This window comes from Bradyrhizobium sp. RP6, assembly GCF_003837805.1.
Taxonomy (GTDB): Bacteria; Pseudomonadota; Alphaproteobacteria; order Rhizobiales; family Xanthobacteraceae; genus Bradyrhizobium.
The window spans coordinates 54,578-73,755 of sequence record NZ_RQIT01000029.1; the positions used below are offsets into that span (position 1 = coordinate 54,578).

The 19,178-nt window shown below is 64.2% G+C and carries 19 protein-coding genes and 1 pseudogene; 15 read left to right on the plus strand and 5 right to left on the minus strand.

Annotated features, from left to right (window positions below; translation table 11 throughout):
* Positions 1–80 precede the first annotated feature (80 nt).
* Positions 81–944 carry a formyltetrahydrofolate deformylase gene (gene purU / locus EHH60_RS33095; RefSeq protein WP_124163483.1) on the plus strand — a complete coding sequence of 288 codons (864 nt, stop codon included), beginning with the start codon at positions 81–83 and terminating at the stop codon, positions 942–944.
* Positions 945–1,018: 74 nt separating this feature from the next.
* On the opposite strand, the gene EHH60_RS33100 is transcribed toward purU, so the two are convergent.
* The gene (locus tag EHH60_RS33100; protein ID WP_124163484.1) at positions 1,019–1,303 is read right to left on the minus strand and encodes a hypothetical protein; all 285 of its coding nucleotides are present in this window, start codon (positions 1,301–1,303) and stop codon (positions 1,019–1,021) included.
* Positions 1,304–1,814: 511 nt separating this feature from the next.
* Here EHH60_RS33100 and EHH60_RS33105 point away from each other — a divergent pair.
* The 6 genes from EHH60_RS33105 (at position 1,815) to EHH60_RS33130 (ending at position 7,678) form a co-directional block, all read left to right on the plus strand.
* The gene (locus EHH60_RS33105) at positions 1,815–3,005 is read left to right on the plus strand and encodes an ABC transporter substrate-binding protein (RefSeq protein WP_124163485.1); all 1,191 of its coding nucleotides are present in this window, start codon (positions 1,815–1,817) and stop codon (positions 3,003–3,005) included.
* A 170-nt stretch (positions 3,006–3,175) separates the two neighbouring features.
* A complete protein-coding gene (locus EHH60_RS33110) occupies positions 3,176–4,045 on the plus strand; it encodes a branched-chain amino acid ABC transporter permease (protein WP_028180555.1) in 870 nt (289 codons plus the stop codon).
* An 8-nt stretch (positions 4,046–4,053) separates the two neighbouring features.
* Positions 4,054–5,082 (plus strand): branched-chain amino acid ABC transporter permease, encoded by a 1,029-nt coding sequence (locus tag EHH60_RS33115; protein ID WP_124163486.1) that lies wholly within the window; start codon positions 4,054–4,056, stop codon positions 5,080–5,082.
* A complete protein-coding gene (locus EHH60_RS33120; protein WP_124163487.1) occupies positions 5,079–5,834 on the plus strand; it encodes an ABC transporter ATP-binding protein in 756 nt (251 codons plus the stop codon). Before EHH60_RS33115 ends, EHH60_RS33120 begins: the two co-directional genes overlap by 4 nt.
* The gene (locus tag EHH60_RS33125) at positions 5,827–6,543 is read left to right on the plus strand and encodes an ABC transporter ATP-binding protein (protein ID WP_124163488.1); all 717 of its coding nucleotides are present in this window, start codon (positions 5,827–5,829) and stop codon (positions 6,541–6,543) included. The genes EHH60_RS33120 and EHH60_RS33125 overlap by 8 nt, the downstream gene beginning before the upstream one ends.
* A gap of 19 nt (positions 6,544–6,562) precedes the next feature.
* Positions 6,563–7,678 carry a cobalamin-independent methionine synthase II family protein gene (locus tag EHH60_RS33130; RefSeq protein ID WP_124163489.1) on the plus strand — a complete coding sequence of 372 codons (1,116 nt, stop codon included), beginning with the start codon at positions 6,563–6,565 and terminating at the stop codon, positions 7,676–7,678.
* A gap of 171 nt (positions 7,679–7,849) precedes the next feature.
* On the opposite strand, the pseudogene EHH60_RS38880 reads toward EHH60_RS33130, so the two are convergent.
* Positions 7,850–8,081, minus strand: a pseudogene (locus EHH60_RS38880) (caspase family protein); the annotation flags it as partial.
* Between the two features lie 100 nt (positions 8,082–8,181).
* Here EHH60_RS38880 and EHH60_RS33135 point away from each other — a divergent pair.
* The 4 genes from EHH60_RS33135 to EHH60_RS33150 all read left to right on the plus strand — a co-directional run bounded on the left by EHH60_RS33135 (position 8,182) and on the right by EHH60_RS33150 (position 13,911).
* The gene (locus tag EHH60_RS33135; RefSeq protein WP_124163515.1) at positions 8,182–9,537 is read left to right on the plus strand and encodes a hypothetical protein; all 1,356 of its coding nucleotides are present in this window, start codon (positions 8,182–8,184) and stop codon (positions 9,535–9,537) included.
* 60 nt (positions 9,538–9,597) lie between these two features.
* Positions 9,598–10,794: a methionine adenosyltransferase gene (gene metK, locus EHH60_RS33140; RefSeq protein WP_124163490.1), complete on the plus strand. Its 1,197-nt coding sequence runs from the start codon at positions 9,598–9,600 to the stop codon at positions 10,792–10,794.
* Positions 10,795–10,868: 74 nt separating this feature from the next.
* Entirely contained in the window at positions 10,869–12,290 is a 1,422-nt protein-coding gene (ahcY, locus tag EHH60_RS33145; RefSeq protein ID WP_124163491.1) for an adenosylhomocysteinase, read from the plus strand.
* Positions 12,291–12,450: 160 nt separating this feature from the next.
* Complete coding sequence (locus EHH60_RS33150) at positions 12,451–13,911, plus strand: flavin-containing monooxygenase (RefSeq protein WP_124163492.1); 1,461 nt, start codon at positions 12,451–12,453, stop codon at positions 13,909–13,911.
* Between the two features lie 17 nt (positions 13,912–13,928).
* Here EHH60_RS33150 and EHH60_RS33155 read toward each other — a convergent pair whose 3' ends face one another.
* Genes EHH60_RS33155 through EHH60_RS33165 form a run of 3 tightly spaced genes read right to left on the minus strand, consistent with a single transcriptional unit; the run spans position 13,929 to position 16,153 of the window.
* Positions 13,929–15,158, minus strand: a complete 1,230-nt coding sequence (locus EHH60_RS33155) for a YbfB/YjiJ family MFS transporter (protein WP_124163493.1) — start codon at positions 15,156–15,158, stop codon at positions 13,929–13,931.
* A 31-nt stretch (positions 15,159–15,189) separates the two neighbouring features.
* Positions 15,190–15,426, minus strand: a complete 237-nt coding sequence (locus tag EHH60_RS33160; protein ID WP_199752339.1) for a tautomerase family protein — start codon at positions 15,424–15,426, stop codon at positions 15,190–15,192.
* A 16-nt stretch (positions 15,427–15,442) separates the two neighbouring features.
* Positions 15,443–16,153 (minus strand): SDR family NAD(P)-dependent oxidoreductase, encoded by a 711-nt coding sequence (locus EHH60_RS33165; protein ID WP_124163495.1) that lies wholly within the window; start codon positions 16,151–16,153, stop codon positions 15,443–15,445.
* A 213-nt stretch (positions 16,154–16,366) separates the two neighbouring features.
* Here EHH60_RS33165 and EHH60_RS33170 point away from each other — a divergent pair, with 213 nt between their 5' ends.
* From EHH60_RS33170 to EHH60_RS33180, 4 genes are all read left to right on the plus strand, one after another.
* Complete coding sequence (locus EHH60_RS33170; RefSeq protein ID WP_124163496.1) at positions 16,367–17,290, plus strand: LysR family transcriptional regulator; 924 nt, start codon at positions 16,367–16,369, stop codon at positions 17,288–17,290.
* Between the two features lie 145 nt (positions 17,291–17,435).
* Positions 17,436–17,591, plus strand: a complete 156-nt coding sequence (locus EHH60_RS37820) for a hypothetical protein (RefSeq protein ID WP_014493894.1) — start codon at positions 17,436–17,438, stop codon at positions 17,589–17,591.
* A 144-nt stretch (positions 17,592–17,735) separates the two neighbouring features.
* The gene (locus EHH60_RS33175) at positions 17,736–18,665 is read left to right on the plus strand and encodes an aspartyl/asparaginyl beta-hydroxylase domain-containing protein (protein WP_124163497.1); all 930 of its coding nucleotides are present in this window, start codon (positions 17,736–17,738) and stop codon (positions 18,663–18,665) included.
* Positions 18,666–18,678: 13 nt separating this feature from the next.
* Positions 18,679–19,137 (plus strand): YybH family protein, encoded by a 459-nt coding sequence (locus tag EHH60_RS33180; RefSeq protein WP_199752341.1) that lies wholly within the window; start codon positions 18,679–18,681, stop codon positions 19,135–19,137.
* The last annotated feature ends 41 nt before the right edge of the window (positions 19,138–19,178 follow it).

Below are 19,178 nucleotides of genomic sequence, written 5' to 3' on the forward strand. Positions count from 1 at the left end.
GGTCGGTGCTAGAGCAGGGCGCAAATCGCGGGTAGTTCCGCTACACAAACCTTCATCAAGAGCCAAGCCCGTTCATCAACATGCCCGACCATCAATATGTCCTGACCCTGTCCTGTCCGGATCGCCCCGGCATCGTCTCGGCGGTGTCGACGTTCCTTGCCCACAACGGACAGAACATCCTCGACGCCCAGCAGTTCGATGACGTCGAGACCGAGAAGTTCTTCATGCGGGTGGTGTTCACAGCAGCCGATCTTGCCGTGGAACTGTCGGCGCTGCAGACCGGCTTTGCCGCGATCGCCGAACGTTTCGGCATGGAGTGGCAGATGCGCGACCGCGCTGCGCATCGCAAGGTGATGCTGCTGGTATCGAAATCCGACCACTGCCTGGTCGACATCCTCTATCGCTGGCGCACCGGCGAATTGCCGATGACCCCGACGGCGATCGTCTCCAACCATCCGCGCGAAGTCTATGCCGGGCTCGATTTCGGCGGCATCCCGTTCCACCATCTGCCCGTGACCAAGGAGACCAAGCGCGAGCAAGAGGCGCAGATCATCGACCTCGTCGGCAAGACGAAGACCGATCTGGTGGTGCTCGCACGCTATATGCAGATCCTGTCGGACGATCTATCGGCAAAGCTGTCGGGGCGCTGCATCAACATCCACCACTCGTTCCTGCCGGGCTTCAAGGGCGCCAAGCCCTATCACCAGGCCCATGAGCGCGGCGTCAAGCTGATCGGCGCTACCGCGCATTACGTCACGCGCGATCTCGACGAGGGTCCGATCATCGATCAGGACGTCGAGCGCATCAGCCATCGCGACACGCCGGAAGATCTGGTCCGCAAGGGCCGGGACATCGAGCGCCGCGTGCTGGCACGGGCCATCCGCTATCATCTCGACGATCGCGTCATCCCCAACGGCCGCAAGACGGTGGTGTTCGTGGACTAGCAAACAATGAGTGGCCAATAGCGAGTGGAGCGGGGGGCGCCCTATTCGCCATTCCCTATTCGCCATTCGCTTCCTCAGCGCCCCGCGCCAGCCGACGCCGTTCCCGTTGCGCCCTTCTGGGCTTGCTCTTCCTTCTCGCGATCTGCCGCCGGCAGCAGACGCTTGCGTTCGCGCTCCTTCATGTAGGCGTCGTATTGCGGCGTGCCCGGTCGCGGCGGAGCATCGGCGGGCAGGCCGCCGGCCCATTGCGGGACGTAATCGCCCATGCCGGCGGAGAGTTTTTCGTTGACCGTCCCGCAGCCGGATAGCGCTGCGGCGAGCGCAACGAGGACGAGGGCGGAACGAAGAGTCTTGGGCATTGTGTGGGTGCGCGCGCGTTCGGTCATTGGACGCCGGCTCGGGCCGGCCAGGAGAGGAGTAGCCTTCAACAAGGTAAAATAGACTTATTCGAGGTAGGTAATTTACTACCGAGTTGTGCTCGACTGACGCGGGCGGATGTACAGATTCTGCAAAAGAAAGACGAAATCCTCCATGCACGCGATCCTTCGCATTTCTGGACTTGGTGCCAGGCTCGCGACAACATGGCCTGGCCCGCGGCGGGGGTTTTCGTTGACAAGTCCATTTTATTTGTACATTCGTACAAATGAAGGCGGTGCTCGAGCTGCTCCGATGCGGTGGCACCGCGTCCAGTCGATCGGTCTTCAGGGCACTCGGGCTGTGCCGAAGGGCCGCCGAACGTCCGATTGACAAGCAGGGCGCGAAAGACGCCCATGTGGCGCCGCCAGAGCACTTGCGGCAGCTAACGTGAAGGCAAGGGCCGGGCACTCGGTCCAGGGCACAACAGTCAGGAATGAAGGGGAGGGACATCTGATGTTCGAACGCAAACAACTGTCGCATAAGGCGACTTGGGCCGCCGCGGTTGCGGCCATTGCAGGCCTTGCCGGCCTCTCGCCTGCGAAGGCCCAGGACAGCGTCAAGATCGGTCTGATCCTCCCGATGACGGGCGGCCAGGCCTCGACTGGCAAGCAGATCGAGAACGCGATCAAGCTCTACATGCAGCAGAAGGGCGACACTGTCGCCGGCAAGAAGATCGAGATCATCGTCAAGGACGATGCTGCGATCCCGGACAAGACCAAGACCGCCGCGCAGGAGCTGATTGTCAACGACAAGGTCAATTTCATCGCCGGCTTTGGCGTGACGCCGGCCGCGCTCGCTGCTGCGCCGCTCGCCACGCAGGCCAAGATTCCGGAAGTCGTGATGGCAGCCGGAACTTCCATCATCACCGAGCGCTCGCCCTATATCGTGCGCACCAGCTTCACGCTGGCGCAGTCCTCGACCATCATCGGCGACTGGGCGGTGAAGAACGGCATCAAGAAGGTTGCGACCCTGACTTCGGACTACGCGCCGGGCAATGACGCGCTCAACTTCTTCAAGCAGCATTTCACGGCCGGCGGCGGCGAAGTGGTCGAAGAGGTCAAGGTGCCGCTGCAAAACCCCGACTTCGCGCCGTTCCTGCAGCGCATGAAGGACGCCAAGCCCGATGCGATCTTCGTATTCGTGCCGGCGGGCCAGGGCGGCAACTTCATGAAGCAATATGCCGAGCGCGGCCTCGACAAGGCCGGCATCAAGGTGATCGGGCCCGGCGACGTCACCGATGACGACCTGCTCAACAACATGGGCGATGCCGTGCTCGGCACCGTCACCGCGCACCTCTATTCCGCGGCGCATCCCTCGCAGATGAACAAGGATTTCGTCGCAGCCTACAAGAAAGCCTTTGGCAACCGTCCCGGCTTCATGGCCGTGGGCGGCTATGACGGCATCCATCTGATCTACGAGGCGCTGAAGAAGACAAGCGGCGATACCAACGGCGACAAGCTGATCGAAGCCATGAAGGGCCAGAAGTGGGAGAGCCCGCGCGGCCCGATCTCGATCGATCCGGAGACCCGTGACATCGTGCAGAACATCTACATCCGCAAGGTCGAGAAGGTCGATGGCGAGCTCTACAATGTCGAGTTCGCGACCTTCGAAGCCGTCAAGGACCTCGGCAAGACCAAGAAGTGACGCGCGAAAGCGCGTCATCCCGCGGCGCGCACTAGCGCTAACCCGGGATCTCATGCCGCTTGCTCCAGCGTCGTGCCCGGGCTTGACCCGGGCATCCACGCGGCGGCCCGGACAAGAACGTGGATGGCCGGGACGAGCCCGGCCATGACGACCAACGCCAAGCTGAGACAATGACCGCAATCCTCACCAACCTGTTCGATGGCGTTGCTTACGGCATGCTGCTGTTCGTGCTCGCCTGCGGGCTCGCGGTCACGCTCGGCCTGATGAACTTCGTCAATCTCGCCCACGGCGCCTTCGCCATGGCCGGCGGTTATGTCTGCATGGTGCTGGTCAACCGGATGGGCTGGCCGTTCTTCGCCGCCCTGCCACTCGCCTTCGTCTCCGCGGCCGCAATCGGCATCGTGCTCGAGCGCACGTTGTATCGCCACCTCTATGCGCGCAGCCATCTCGACCAGGTGCTGTTCACGATCGGCCTGACCTTCATGTCGGTGGCGGCGGTGGACTACATCCAGGGCTCCTCGCGCGTCTTCATCAATTTGCCGGCCGCGCTCCAGGGCCAGTTCGACCTGTTCGGCGTCGGCATCGGCCGCTACCGGCTGATGATCATCGTGATCTGCGGCCTGCTCACCATCGCGCTTCAGATGGTGCTGGCCAAGACCCGCTTCGGCAGCCGCCTGCGCGCCGCGGTCGATGACCCGCGCGCCGCGAGCGGCCTCGGCATCAACGTGCCGCAGGTGTTCGCCTTCACCTTCGCCTTCGGATGCGGGCTCGCCGGTCTTGGCGGAGCGCTGAGCGCGGAGATCCTCGGCCTCGATCCGTATTTCCCGCTGAAATTCATGATCTACTTCCTGATCGTGGTCACCGTCGGCGGCTCCTCCTCGATAACAGGTCCGTTTCTGGCCTCGCTCCTGCTCGGCATCGGCGACGTCGCCGGCAAGTATTACGTGCCGAAGATGGGCCCCTTCGTGATCTACACCATGATGATCGTGATCCTGATCTGGCGCCCGAACGGCCTGTTCGGACGCACGGCCGCGCGTTGAGTTCACCGATGAGCGCTTCGTCCGACGTCGGTTATCACGCCCAGCGCCAGGCGCGGTGGCACTACGGCGAAATCGCCTTCTGGCTGATCGTGCTGGCCTGCGGCTTCGCCTTTCCCAATCGCTACCTGATCATGACCGACATCCTGCGGCTCGCGCTGTTCACGATGTCGCTCGACCTGATCCTCGGCTATGCCGGCATCGTCTCGCTCGGCCATGCCGCGTTCTTCGGCGTCGGCGCCTATGCCGCGGGACTTCTTGCGCTTCATGGCATCGTCAACGAGCCCACGCTGGCGCTGATCGTCGCTGGCCTTGCGGCGATGGTGCTCGGCTTTGCCACCAGTTTCCTGGTGATCCGCGGCGTCGACCTGACGCGCCTGATGGTGACGCTCGGCATCGCCCTGCTGCTGGAGGCGCTCGCCGAGCGCTTCTCCAACATCACCGGCGGTACCGACGGCCTGCAGGGCATCGAGATGCAGCCGATCTTCGGCGTGATCCCCTTCGACATGTTCGGCAAGGCCGGCTTCTTCTATTCGCTGACTGTCCTGTTCCTGCTGTTCCTGTTCGCCCGCCGCGTCGTGCATTCGCCCTTCGGCCTGTCGCTGCGCGCGATCAAGAACAATCCGCTGCGGGCCGCCGCCATCGGCATTCCGGTCAACCGCCGCCTGATCGCGATCTACACGCTGGCTGCGTTCTATGCCGGCATCGCGGGCGCGCTGTTCACGCAGACCACCGCGATCGCCTCGCTCGACGTGTTCGCCTTCGAGCGTTCCGCCGATCTGATGCTGGTGCTCGTCATCGGCGGCACCGGCTATCTCTATGGTGGGCTGATCGGCGCGGTGGTGTTCCGCATGCTCCAGGAATTGTTCTCGACCATCACGCCGCAATACTGGCAGTTCTGGATCGGCCTCGTGCTGGTCGTGATCGTGCTGATCGGTCGGCAGCGGCTGCATCGCTGGGTGCTCTACGTGCCCAACCTGATCATCAAGCAGGTCGCCGGGCGCAAGGCCGTCGTTGCCGTGCCGGAGAGCGACGCATGACAATCGCGCTCGAAACGAAGAATCTCGAAAAGCAGTTCGGCGGCCTGCGCGTCACCCGCGACCTGTCCTTGAAGATCGAGCAGGGCGCCCGCCACGCGCTGATCGGGCCGAACGGCGCCGGCAAGACCACCGTCATCAACCAGCTCACCGGGGTGCTCAAGCCGAATTCGGGCCGCATCCTGCTCGAAGGCCAGGACATCACCGACCTGCCCGTGCACAGGCGCGTGCTGCGCGGCCTGTCGCGCACCTTCCAGATCAACCAGCTCTATCCCGACCTGACCCCGCTCGAGACCATCGGCCTTGCCGTTTCCGAGCGTCTCGGCCATGGCGGCGACTGGTGGCGGCGGATGGGCACGCGCAGCGATGTCAATGACGAGATTGCCGAACTGCTGGCGCACTTCCACCTGCTCGACGTCATGAACGAGCAGACCGTGACGCTGCCCTATGGCAAGCAGCGCCTGCTCGAGATTGCGGTCGCCATTGCAGCCAAGCCGCGCGTGCTGCTGCTCGACGAGCCCGCCGCCGGCGTGCCCGAGAGCGAGCGCCATGACATTCTCGCCGTCGTAGGCAGCCTGCCGCGCGACGTCACCGTGCTCTTGATCGAGCACGACATGGACCTCGTATTCTCCTTCGCCGACCGCATCTCCGTGCTGGTCTCCGGTGCGTTGCTGACGGAGGGGCCACCCGAGCAGGTCGCGCGCGATCCGCAGGTGAAGGCCGTCTATCTCGGCGAGGAGGCGGTCAATGTCTGACCTGCTCGCGATCGATTCCCTGCGCGCGGGCTACGGCGAGGCCGTGGTGCTGCCGAAGATGAGCTTGCGCCTCGCCGAGGGCCAGGTGCTGGCGCTGCTCGGACGCAACGGCACCGGCAAGACCACGTTGATCAATTCCATCGTCGGCGTCACGCGCCGTTTCGCAGGCAGCGTCGCGCTCGCCGGCACTGATATCACCTTGCTTCGACCCGACCAGCGGGCGCGCGCCGGCATCGGCTGGGTGCCGCAGGAGCGCAACATTTTCCGCTCGCTCACGGTGGAGGAGAACATGACCGCGGTGGCGCAGCCCGGTCCCTGGACCGTCGAGAAGGTCTACGAGATGTTCCCGCGACTGAAGGAGCGGCGCAGCAACTTTGGCAACCAGCTCTCCGGTGGCGAGCAGCAGATGCTGGCGATCGGCCGCGCACTGACCCTCAACCCGAAAGTCCTGCTGCTGGACGAGCCGACCGAGGGGCTTGCGCCCATCATCGTCGAGGAACTGCTGAAGGCGATCGGGACCATCACGCGATTCGGAGGCATCTGCTCCATCATCGTCGAGCAGAATGCCCAAAAGATTCTGGGGCTGGCCGACCGCGTTGTGATATTGGAGCGCGGAACGATCGTCCACGATGCCCCGAGCGCCGCGCTGAAGACCGACCCCTCCGTCCTGGAGCGCCATCTCGGCGTCGCCGGGGCGGCGGCCCACTAAGATGTCCAGGGAGTAACACATGCAGCGAACCAAAGCCCCCTTCCGCGCCGACGAGGTCGGCAGTCTCTTGCGTCCGGCCAAGATCAAGGAGGCGCGCGCCAGGCTCGAGAAGGGCGAGATCTCGGCCGACGATCTGCGCAAGATCGAAGATTTGGAGATCGAGAAGGTCGTGCACAAGCAGGCCTCGATTGGCCTGAAGCTCGCGACCGACGGCGAATTCCGCCGCTCCTGGTGGCATTTCGACTTTCTGGCCAAGCTCACCGGCTGCGAGCTGTTCCATCCCGAGACTGGCATCCAGTTCGCGGGGGTGCAGACTCGTCATGATGCCGTCCGCGTCATCGGCAAGCTCGACTTCCCCGACAACCATCCGATGCTGGATCACTTCCGCTTCCTGAAGAAGTACGCCGACCAGGCCCACGTCACCGCGAAGATGACGATCCCGTCGCCGGCGGTGCTGCACTTCCGCGGCGGCCGCAAGTCGATCTCCAAAGACGTCTATCCCGATCTCGACGCCTTCTACGAGGACTTGGGCAAGACCTACCGCAAGGCGGTGAAGGCGTTCTACGATGCCGGCTGCCGCTATCTCCAGTTCGACGATACCGTCTGGGCCTATCTCTGTTCGCAGGACGAATTGCAGAAGGCGCGTGAGCGCGGCGACAATCCCGACGGCCTCCAGCAGATCTATGCGCGCATCATCAACTACGCGCTGGCCGAGAAGCCCGCCGACATGGTGGTGACGACGCATGTCTGCCGCGGCAATTTCCGCTCCACCTGGATCTCCTCCGGCGGCTACGAGCCGGTGGCCGAGACCATGCTTGCCGGCACCAATTACGACGGTTACTTCCTCGAATACGACAGCGACCGCGCCGGCGGCTTCGAGCCGCTGCGCTTCCTGCCCAAGGGCAACAAGGTCGTCGTGGTCGGCGTCATCACCTCGAAGTTCGGTGAGCTCGAGAAGAAGGACGACATCAAGCGCCGCCTGGAAGAAGCCGCCAAGTTCGCGCCCCTGGAGCAGCTCGCGCTGTCGCCGCAATGCGGCTTTGCCTCGACGGAAGAGGGCAACGTCCTCTCCGAGGAGGAGCAATGGGCCAAGCTCAGCCTTGCGGTCGAGATCGCGAAGGAAGTGTGGGGCTAGTAAGTCCTCGCGGCCAAGGCTCACGCGTGTCCCGGACGCGCTGCAACGCTCTTGCGTTACTGCGCAGAGCCGGGACCCATGCTGCTCGACTTGCTCTTTGGAGATATGGGCCCCGGCTCTGCAGCGCACCGCTGAAGTAGCGCTGCGCTGCGTCCGGGGCATGAGAGCATCTCACCTCTCCGCCAGATAGACCTCCCCAAGCAGCGGCGAGTTCGACCACGGCACCTGATTGTTCTTCGGCCGACACCAACCTCAGCCCGCACCCGCGCCAGCATTCTCCTGCGCCGCCACGCCCGGCGTGCCGACATGGCGCGAGAGCGGCGGAGCAAGGCGAGGTCGGGCCTTCGCCGTCGGGTGGGATCTCGCCCGGCGCGGTCGCGTACCCGATCAGCTGCGGCTCGCCGCGGAGCGATCGAGACGCCGGACCTATGCGCCTATTCCCTAAGTGGGCAGAATTTGCTAAGATACGGAACCCAACCTGTCTGCCCACTGCGTCCCACCCCATGAAGAACGACGAAATCCTGAGCCAGATCACGGAGTTCTGCCGCAAGGCGGACATGGCGGAATCGACGTTCGGCCGACGCGCGGTGAACGATGGGAAGCTGGTGCATCGCCTGCGCGAGGGAAAGCGGATCACCATCGACACGCTGGAGCGGATCCAGGCCTATATGGCCGCATCGATGGCCGGCGGCATGCCGCCGCCGCGCGGACTTCAGGTCCCGCCCGAAAAGCGCGATCCACGCGGCAATTTCCGGTTCTTCGAGAACCGGCAGAAATACCTGCTGTTCGTCCACACCTGCAGCGAAAAGCGGGTGATCGCAGACAGGGTCGCGCTGGAACTGGCCTCCATCCATCCGCGCCCGCCGGCCTTGCGCCTGTTCGACGCCGGCGTTGGCGACGGCACGGTGCTGGCGCGGTTGCTGCGCGCAACGCACCAGCGCTTTCCAAACATGCCGTTCTATGTCGCCGGCAAGGAGCTCAGTCTGGAGGACCTGCGCCTGACGCTGGAGAAGGTGCCGGATCGCATTTTTGAGCATCCCGCGTCGGTATTCGTCTTCACCAACATGTTTTACGCGGAGGCGCCCTGGCTCACGCCGGCATCGCCTGCTGCGGCGGCCGCCACCGTCTGGCACGAAGTGCCGCTCCGTGGCGCTTCGTCGGGCGAGTTCGAGCAGCAGATCGCGGAGCTGAGGCCTTTCCTGGAGCAGAACTGGCGTGCCGCGATCAGCCCCCGCACCGCCATGCCGCTCTACGAGCGGCCCGTCGTCCTCGTGCTCTATCGCGAGGACCACAGATTCCTTTTGGATTCGACCATTCCGCGGCCGGGACAGGCCGAGGCCAATTTCGACCTCGTCATCGCTTCCCAGCCTTACCGCGCCCTGTCCTCGGTCAATTTCCGGGCCAAGCGCATCATTGCACCCCTGGCGCGCGCGCTGCGGCCGGGGGGGCGGCTGATCGGAATCCACTCCCATGGCCAGGATCCCGGCATGGAAATGATCCAGGCGATCTGGCCGGGAGAAAATCCTTTCTCAGTGAGCCGTCATGAGCTATTGCGCGCAGTTAAATATGAACTTGGATCGGTGGGCCGCGACTTAAATTTTAATGCATACGCGGACAACCGTTCGATCTTCAGGTATGATATGGAAGCGCTGCCCAACGAGGTCACCGGCACTATCGGAACCTCGACAGCCTTTGCAGCGTGGAATGCGGCGGTGTATGTCGCTCAGATTGAGGACGACCGATTGACGGAAATGACTCAAAACGGCCGGACCCTGGATGCCGCCAGGGACGTGCTGCGAAAGTATAATGGTCTCTGGTTTCTCGACGAATCCTACGTCATCTCGCGCCGGCGTGATTGACATCATCAAAGGTAAACATCGCAAACGCCCGCCGGCTAGCGGCGGAACAAGGGGTTACTGATGCGCGCGTCCTATCTCTTCACCAGCGAGTCCGTGTCCGAGGGCCATCCGGACAAGGTCTGTGACCGGATCTCCGACGAGATCGTCGACCTGTTCTATCGTGAAGGGCCGAAGGCGGGCATCGATCCGTGGGCCATCCGCGCCGCCTGCGAGACGCTCGCGACCACCAACAAGGTGGTGATCGCCGGCGAGACCCGCGGTCCGGAGTCGGTGACCAACGAGCAGATCGAGAGCGTCGTCCGGGGCGCGATCAAGGACATCGGCTACGAGCAGGAGGGCTTCCACTGGAAGACCTGCGATATCGAGATCCTCCTGCATCCGCAGTCGGCCGACATCGCCCAGGGCGTCGATGCGCTTCAGCCGGGCGAGGTCAAGGAAGAGGGCGCGGGCGACCAGGGCATCATGTTCGGTTACGCCACCAACGAGACGCCCGACCTGATGCCGGCGCCGATCTTCTACGCCCACAAGATCCTCCGCCTGATCTCCGAAGCCCGTCACTCCGGCAAGGAGAAGGTGCTGGGCCCGGATTCCAAGAGCCAGGTCACCGTGCAGTACGAGAACGGCAAGCCGGTCGGCGTGCGCGAGATCGTGGTCTCGCACCAGCATCTGGTCGAGGACCTCACCTCCAAGCAAATCCGCGACATCGTCGAGCCCTATGTGCGCGAAGCGCTGCCGAGGGACTGGATCACGCCGAAGACGATCTGGCACATCAATCCGACCGGCAAGTTCTTCATCGGCGGCCCCGACGGCGACACCGGCCTGACCGGCCGCAAGATCATCGTCGACACCTATGGCGGCGCGGCCCCGCACGGCGGCGGCGCGTTCTCCGGCAAGGATCCGACCAAGGTCGACCGTTCGGCGGCCTACGCGGCGCGCTACGTCGCCAAGAACATCGTCGCGGCCGGTCTTGCCGACCGCTGCACGCTCCAGCTCGCCTACGCCATCGGCGTGGCGCGTCCACTGTCGATCTACATCGACACCCACGGCACCGGTAAGGTGTCGGAGGATCAGCTCGAGAAGGCGGCGGCGCAGGCGATGGATCTCACGCCGCGCGGCATCCGCAGCCATCTCGACCTCAACCGTCCGATCTACGCGCGCACCTCGGCCTACGGTCATTTCGGCCGTACGCCCGACAATGAGGGCGGCTTCTCCTGGGAGAAGACCGACCTCGTCGAGCCGCTCAAGCGCGCGCTCTAGTTCTCTTGCTTCATTCCGGTTTCGCTCGTTTCAAGAGCGTCCCGGAATGGCCAGCCAACAAACAGGACCCCCCCATGAACGCGAAGCCCGGCTTCACCGATTACATCGTCAAGGACATTTCGCTCGCTGATTTCGGTCGCAAGGAGATCTCGCTCGCCGAGACCGAGATGCCCGGCCTGATGGCCATCCGCGAGGAGTACGGGCCGAAGCAGCCGCTGAAGGGCGCGCGCATCGCCGGCTCGCTGCACATGACGATCCAGACCGCGGTCCTGATCGAGACGCTGGCAGCGCTCGGCGCAGACATCCGCTGGGTCTCCTGCAACATCTATTCGACGCAGGATCACGCCGCGGCCGCGATCGCCGCCGCCGGCATTCCCGTGTTCGCCGTCAAGGGCGAGACGCTGAAGGATTATTGGGACTACACCGCAAAGCTGTTCGACTGGCATGGCGGCGGTCACCCGAACATGATCCTCGACGACGGCGGTGATGCTACCATGTATGTCCATCTCGGTCTGCGCGCCGAGAACGGCGACGCCGCGTTCCTCGACAAGCCCGGCTCCGAAGAAGAGGAAGTCTTCTTCGCGCTTCTGAAGAAGCAGCTCAAGGAAAAGCCGAAGGGCTATTTCGCCGCCATCGCCAAGAGCATCAAGGGCGTGTCCGAAGAGACCACGACGGGCGTGCATCGTCTCTATGACATGCAGAAGGCGGGCACGCTGCTGTGGCCGGCGATCAACGTCAACGACAGCGTCACCAAGTCGAAGTTCGACAACCTCTACGGCTGCCGTGAATCGCTGGTCGACGGCATCCGTCGCGGCACCGACGTCATGCTGTCGGGCAAGGTGGCGATGGTCGCCGGCTTCGGCGACGTCGGCAAGGGCTCGGCGGCCTCGCTGCGCCAGGCCGGCTGCCGCGTCATGGTCTCGGAAGTCGATCCGATCTGCGCGCTGCAGGCCGCGATGGAGGGCTATGAGGTCGTGACCATGGAAGACGCCGCGCCCCGCGCCGACATCTTCGTCACCGCCACGGGCAACAAGGACATCATCACCATCGAGCACATGCGCGCGATGAAGGATCGCGCCATCGTCTGCAACATCGGTCACTTCGACAACGAGATCCAGATCGCGGCGCTCCGCAACCTGAAGTGGACCAACATCAAGCCGCAGGTCGACGAGATCGAGTTCCCCGACAAGCACCGCATCATCATGCTGTCGGAAGGCCGCCTCGTGAACCTCGGCAACGCCATGGGCCATCCGTCCTTCGTGATGTCGGCGTCCTTCACCAACCAGACGCTGGCGCAGATCGAGCTGTTCGCCAACAACAAGGACGGCAAGTACGAGAAGAAGGTCTATGTGCTGCCGAAGACGCTCGACGAGAAGGTCGCGCGCCTGCATCTCGCCAAGATCGGCGTCAAGCTCACCGAGCTGCGCAAGGATCAGGCCGACTACATCGGCGTCAAGCAGGAAGGCCCGTACAAGTCGGACCACTACCGGTACTGATCTGCTGGTTCGATCGATTTTTGACGCGAAGCCCCGGAGCGATCCGGGGCTTCGTTGTTTCGGCACACGGAATTCGGTTCGCTTTTGAGTTGCTGCACGGCTGATTGCCGATTGACGGCCGGCAGCGGCGGGCGGACACTCGCCGGCGGCGGAGGAAACCATGCAACCAGAACATGTCGACGTGCTGATCGTCGGTGCCGGCCTGTCGGGCATCGGTGCGGGCTATCATCTGCAGACCAGGTGTCCGACCAAGAGCTACGTCATCCTCGAGGGGCGCGACTGCATCGGCGGCACCTGGGACCTGTTCCGCTATCCCGGCATCCGCTCCGACAGCGACATGTTCACGCTGGGCTATTCGTTCAAGCCGTGGACCGACCCGAAGGCGATCGCCGACGGGCCGCAGATCCTGAATTATGTCCGCGAGACCGCAGCCGAGAACGGCATCGACAGGCACATCCGCTATCATCATCGCGTCAAGCGCGCGACGTGGTCGACACCGGACGCGCACTGGACGGTTGAAGCCGAGCGCATCTCGGGCGCGGGCGCGACCGAGCTCGTGCGCCTCACCTGCAATTTCTTGTTTCTGTGCTCGGGCTATTACAAATACGAGGCGGGCTACACGCCGGAGTTCAAGGGCACCGCGGAATTCGCCGGCCGTATCGTGCATCCGCAGAAGTGGACCGAGGACATCGACTACGTGGGCAAGCGCGTCGTCGTGATCGGCTCGGGCGCCACGGCGGTGACGCTGGTGCCGGAGCTCGCCAAGAAAGCGGCGCAGGTCACCATGCTGCAGCGTTCGCCGACCTATGTGGTGTCGCGCCCTGCGCAGGATCCCCTCGCCAACAAGCTGCGCCGCAATCTGCCGGCGCGGCTCGCCTATCACCTGATCCGCTGGCGCAACGTGATGTGGGGGATGTTCTTCTTCCAGCTCAGCCGGCGCCGGCCCGCGAAGGTGAGGGACCTCATCCTGAAGGGCGTCCGCATGGCGCTCGGCCCCGACTACGACGTCGCCACCCATTTCACGCCCCGCTACAATCCTTGGGACCAGCGGCTATGCCTCGTTCCGGACGGCGATCTGTTCAGGGCGATCCGCGAGCAGCGCGCAGCCGTTGTCACCAGCGAGATCGAGACGTTCACGCGCGACGGCATCCGGCTGAAGGACGGCCGCGAGCTTGCGGCGGACATCATCGTGACGGCGACCGGGCTGGTGCTCCAGGTCGTCGGCGGTCTCGAGGTCAGCGTGGACGGCCGTGTCGTCGATTTCGCGAATACGCTGACCTACAAGGGCATGATGTATGCCGACGTGCCCAACATGGCCTCGGCGTTCGGCTACACCAATGCATCCTGGACGCTGAAATGCGATCTCACCTGCGAATATGTCTGCCGGCTCATCAACTACATGGATCGGCATAATTTCCGCCAATGCATGCCGCACAATGACGACCCCGAGATCACCGCGCAGCCCTCGCTCGATTTCACCTCGGGCTACGTGCAGCGCTCGGTCGCAAAGCTGCCGAAGCAGGGTTCGAAGCGGCCGTGGCGGCTGCACCAGAACTACGCGCTCGACATCGTCTCCCTGCGCTTCGGCCGGATCGACGACGGTGTGATGCAATATTCCTGATCCCGCGCCGCTCGCCTCTATGCCCTGCGTGTGGTGAGCGCGAACCCAAGATCGATCGCGAGCGCCAGCACTGCGGCGCCGCCGCCGAGGCCGAACAGCAACAGGTAGTCGCCGCCCGTCTCGGCATAGATCCAGGAGAAGCCGTAAGCGGCGGCCGCCTGGAACAGCGCAAAGCTGGTGGTGGCATGGCTCCATATCGCGCGTTGCTGTTGGCTGGAGTGAGGCACGAGCTCATGAATGCGACCCAGCACCAGCGGTACGATGCCCGGCGTGAAGCCGCCGACCACGACGCTCGACACGATCAATGAAACCGGCGCAGTGCTGACGGTTGGCAGCAGCACGGCTGCCGCCTCGATCAGGAAGGCCGCGCGCAGGGCCGGACCGAAACCCGAGCGGTCACCGAGATGACCAGTGATCAGCGGGCCGACGATCGCGGCGAGGCCGTACAGCACCCAATAGCGCGATCCCGCGGCAATGCCCTGGCCAAGGCCGCGCGCCACGAAGTCGACGATGAAGACCATGTGCGGCACCAGCGCCACCGCATTGAGGCCGTACTGAACCAGCAGCGCGCGGGCGGCCGGCGAGACGCGATGAGGTTTGGCTGGATGGGAAGGCGCAGCATCGGCCTTGATCTCAGCCGGCCAGTTCCACCAACTCGCGAGCGTGAGCAGGGCGGACAGCATGCCGAGGCCATACCAGCTCTGCTGCAACCCCTGTTGCAGCAACAATGGCACCAGCGTGCCCGATGCCGCGACGCCGAGGCCGACGCCTGCGAAGATCACGCCGCCGACGATACCGCGCCGCGCGGCCAAGGTATGCGGCAGGATGACGGACGCAGCCAGCACCATGATGATGCCGCCGGTGAGGCCGGCGAGGAAGCGCCACGCGAAAAACCAGCTGAACGACACCGGGGCCGAGCTGGCGAAGAAGGAGAGGGTGGCGAGCAGCATCATCGCCCGTAGCGCGCGGACTGCGCCGATGCGGGTGGCAAGCGCTCGCGCCGCGAGCGCGCCGGCGAGATAGCCGGCGAGGTTCGCAGCGCCGAGATAGACGACGTCGGATGCGCTGAACCATTTTGCGGCGATCAAAGCCGGGATCAGCGGCGTGTAGGAGAAGCGGGCGAGGCCGAGCCCGACCAGCGATGCGGACAAACCCGCCACGGCATACCGCCAGTTTGTTCGTGAGGCCGAGCCCGGCCGCGCTTGCGGACCGGTCTCGGAGTGTCGCTTCGTGTCTGCGTTGGACATGTCATCCTCCCTGCGCACAAGGGTCCGCGGATCATCCTGTCCGGACGGCGCGGCGGCGCCTGAATTCCTGCACCGGCAGGCCGCCCCAGCCCCAATTGTCGGTGTCCACTTCCTCGATCACCACAAAGGTGGAATCGAGCGGCTTGCCGAGCACGTCGAGCAGGAGCTGGCTCGAACCCTTGATCAGCGCGGCCTTCTCCTCCGCCGTGAGCGACGCCGCTCCCGGCGTCGTTCCCTCGCGGGTGACTTGAATGGTGACGATGGGCATCGTGCTTCTCCTCGTCTCAGTGGCCGGCGCTCTGGCCGCCGTCAACATGCAGAATCTCGCCGGTGACGAAGGAGGCCCCCTCGAGATAGAGGACCGCATCGACGATGTCGGACATCTCGCCCATGTGACCGACCGGATGCAGCGCATCGAGCTGTGCATGCGTCTCGACCGGATGCATTGGCGACTTGATGATGCCGGGTGAGACAGCGTTCACGCGGATGCCGCGCCTGGCGTATTCGATCGCGAGCGATCTGGTTGCAGCGTTCAGCCCGCCCTTGCTCAGCGAGGCCAGCACGGACGGCACGTTGGAGTTGGCCTGATCCGCCAGCGTGGTCGTGATTTGCACCACGTGGCCGGACCCCTGCTTCTCCATCTCGGCGATGGCGAGCTGCGTGATGTTGAAGAAGCCCGCGACGTTCGTTCCCATCACCGCCGCATAGTCCTCGGCCGTGTATTGCGTGAACGGTTTTGCGACAAAGATGCCGGCGTTGTTGACCAGCGTGTCGATCCGGCCGAAGCGGGCGATCGCCTGCGCGACTACGCGCTCGGCCGTGGAACGGTCGGCGATATCGCCGGGAATGGCGAGGACATCATCGTCGCCCGACGGCTTGATGGAGCGCGCCGTGGCGACGACGCGGTAGTTGCGATCGCGAAAACCCTGGACCAGGGCGGCGCCGATACCCTGCGATGCACCGGTGATGATGGCGACCTTCTGCTCGATACCCATGACGGGCTCCTGTTGTTGGTTGTGAGAACCTGCGCCAGCAGGTGCTGGCTTGCGTGCTGAGGTACGCCGCGGCGGCCCGGGTGCGAATATCCGCTGTCCGGCAGACACTCTTTCGCCGCGCGAACGAATGCGGGTCGGCGCCCGGCGGTAGTTGTCGCGGTTGCGGCGAACGCCTAGCCTGCGAGCGGAAGCTCAGGGAGCGACGGGACGGGAATGGATCGTCTGGATGCGATGAAGGTTTTTGTCCTTGCGGTGGACGAGGGCAGCTTGGCTGCCGCAGGGCGCAAGCTCGGCCGCTCGCCCGCGGCGGTGAGCCGGGCCATCGCCTTTCTGGAAGAACGCGTCGGCGCCGAGCTGCTGCACCGGACGACGCGCTCGATCAGGCTGAGCGAGGAGGGGGAGCGCTATGCCGCGATCTGCCGCCGTGTGCTCGCCGAGCTCGAGGAAGCCGACGACATCGCGGCCGGACCGCGCACGGCGCCGCGCGGCCTGCTCACGATCACGGCTCCCGTGGTCTCGGGGGAGATGGTCTTGCGGCCGATCCTCGATGCGTTTCTCGATGCCTATCCCACCGTGTCGGCAAAGCTCCTGCTGTTCGACCGCGCGGTCAATCTGATCGAGGAGGGCGTCGACGTTGCGCTTCGCATCGGTCCCTTGGCGGATTCGGCGATGATCGCCATGCGGGTCGGCGAGATCAGCCGTGTCGTGGTGGCAGCGCCGCGCTATCTGAAGCAGCATCCGCGCATCGCCGAGCCCGGCGATCTCGCCAAGCACCAGATCGTCGCCATGGCGCATCTGCCCAATTCCTGGACCTTCGCCCCGCAGGCGGGTTCATCGGTGCCGCGTCCGGTGCAGTTCACGCCGCGGCTCGTCGTCAACAGCACCTATGCGGCGGTGGCCTCTGCCGTCGCCGGGCGCGGCGTGGCGCGGATGTATTCGTATCAGGTCGCCGAGCAGGTCGCGCGCGGCGAGCTCGAGATCGTGCTAGCCGGCGACGAGGACCCGGAGATGCCCGCGCATTTGATCTGCCCGCAGGGCCGGCTCTCGGTGCCGAAGGTGCGGGCCTTCACCGACTTCGCGGTGCCCCGGCTGAAGAAGCAGTTTGCGCTGCTGAAGAAGAGCATCAAGGCGCGCTGAGCTGCTTCGCGCTCCTGCAATGCGTTGTTCTGCGTATACGGCAGCCCGGCTGAATCGGCGACGGTTCCAGAACGGTTAACGCCGATTTAACGGATGAGTCCTAGCCTGATTCGGCCGGGTTACTCGCAAAGCCGAGGTGAGCCCAATGGAAGCCCAGAAGATCGCGGTCGACGCTGTCGTCGCGCTGACCGATTGCGACCGTGACGCCGTTATCGCCTTCATCCGCCGACTTTATCTGGCTGGCGTCACCGATCCCAAGCGCCTGACCTTCAAGGGGTTGCAGGCGCTGTCACGGGCTTGATTCGGACGGTTTCGGTCCTTTTGGCCCCGAGTTCCGTCCGGACGTTCTCCCCAGCGTGATTGCAACCCAGCCGTGAATATCTTGTCGCCCGGACCCGGCCGGAGTAGATGACGTCCCCGGCTGGGTCACTCGGGAACTGGGGAAATGCTGAAACAGCTTTTTGCGCCGCAACTTGTCATCCTCTACGTGCTGGCGGCCTCGACGATCTACGTTCACTTCCGCGGCAAGCAGCGGCTGCGCTTCGCGCGCCAGCTCGGCGATCACTCGACCTATCTCGCGCCCTACAACGTGCTGATGTATGCGGGCTCGGCCGTGCCGAACAAGCCGGTGATCTCCGTCGATCAATTCCCCGAGCTGAAGCCCCTCAGCGAGAACTGGGAGACCATCCGCGACGAGGCGGTGCGCCTGTTCGACGAAGGTTTCATTCGCGCCGCCGCGAAGAACAACGATTGGGGCTTCTACTCGTTCTTCAAGAGCGGCTGGAAGCGGTTTTACCTGAAATGGTACGACGACTTCCTGCCCTCGGCTCGCACGCTGTGCCCGAAGACGGTGGAGCTCCTGAACTCGATCCCGAGCGTGCACGGCGCGATGTTCGCGATGCTGCCCCCGGGCGGCAAGCTCGGTGCCCACCGCGATCCCTTCGCGGGCTCGCTGCGCTACCATCTCGGCTTGGTCACCCCGAATTCGAACAAGTGCCGGATTCTCGTCGACGGCGTCGAATGCGTCTGGCGCGACGGCGAGGCCTTCATGTTCGACGAGACCTTCATCCACAGCGCCGAGAATACGACCGACGTCAATCGCATCATCCTGTTCTGCGACGTCGAGCGCCCGATGAAGTACGGCTTCATGACCGCCATCAACCGCTGGGTCAGCCACCACATCGTCAAGGCATCGGCAACACAGAACGTCGATGGCGAGAATGTCGGCGTGCTCAACAAGGTGTTCGGGAAGCTCTACGAGATCCATCTCGCCAGCCGGAAGGTCAAGGAGTGGAACCGCAACGTCTACTACACGCTGAAATACTCGCTGACGGCGCTGATCTTGGGCCTGATCGTGTATTCGGCACTGCGGTGATCGGCGCATCGCGATGAGCCCCTTGCCGGTCGCGACGCCAGGGATCGTGGAGTTCTTCCACCGATGGCTGGACACTTTCGCGGGCTATGTCCGCGAGGTCGATTACACCTCGGCGCGGCCGTTCTTCCATCCGGACGTGCTCGCCTTCGGCACGCATAACGATGTCATCCCCGGCCTCGATCAATGGGTCAAGACGCAATGGGACAATGTCTGGCCGAAGACGACCGACTTTCGCTTCGTCCTCGACCAGACATCCGTTCTCGCATCTGCCGACGGCACGATGGCGATCGTGATCGCGCCGTGGACGAGCACGGGCTACCATCCCGATGACAGCACGTTCGCGCGTCCCGGCCGAGCGACCATGGTGTTTTCGAGGAATGGCGATGGCTGGCTGTGCGTGCATTCGCACATGTCGCTCAATCGCGGTGTGCCGCAGACGAGCCATGCCAATCGGCCGGTGAAGGCCTGGTGAAGCAGAAAAAAAGCCCCGGACGGGTCCCCGGGGCTTCTTGA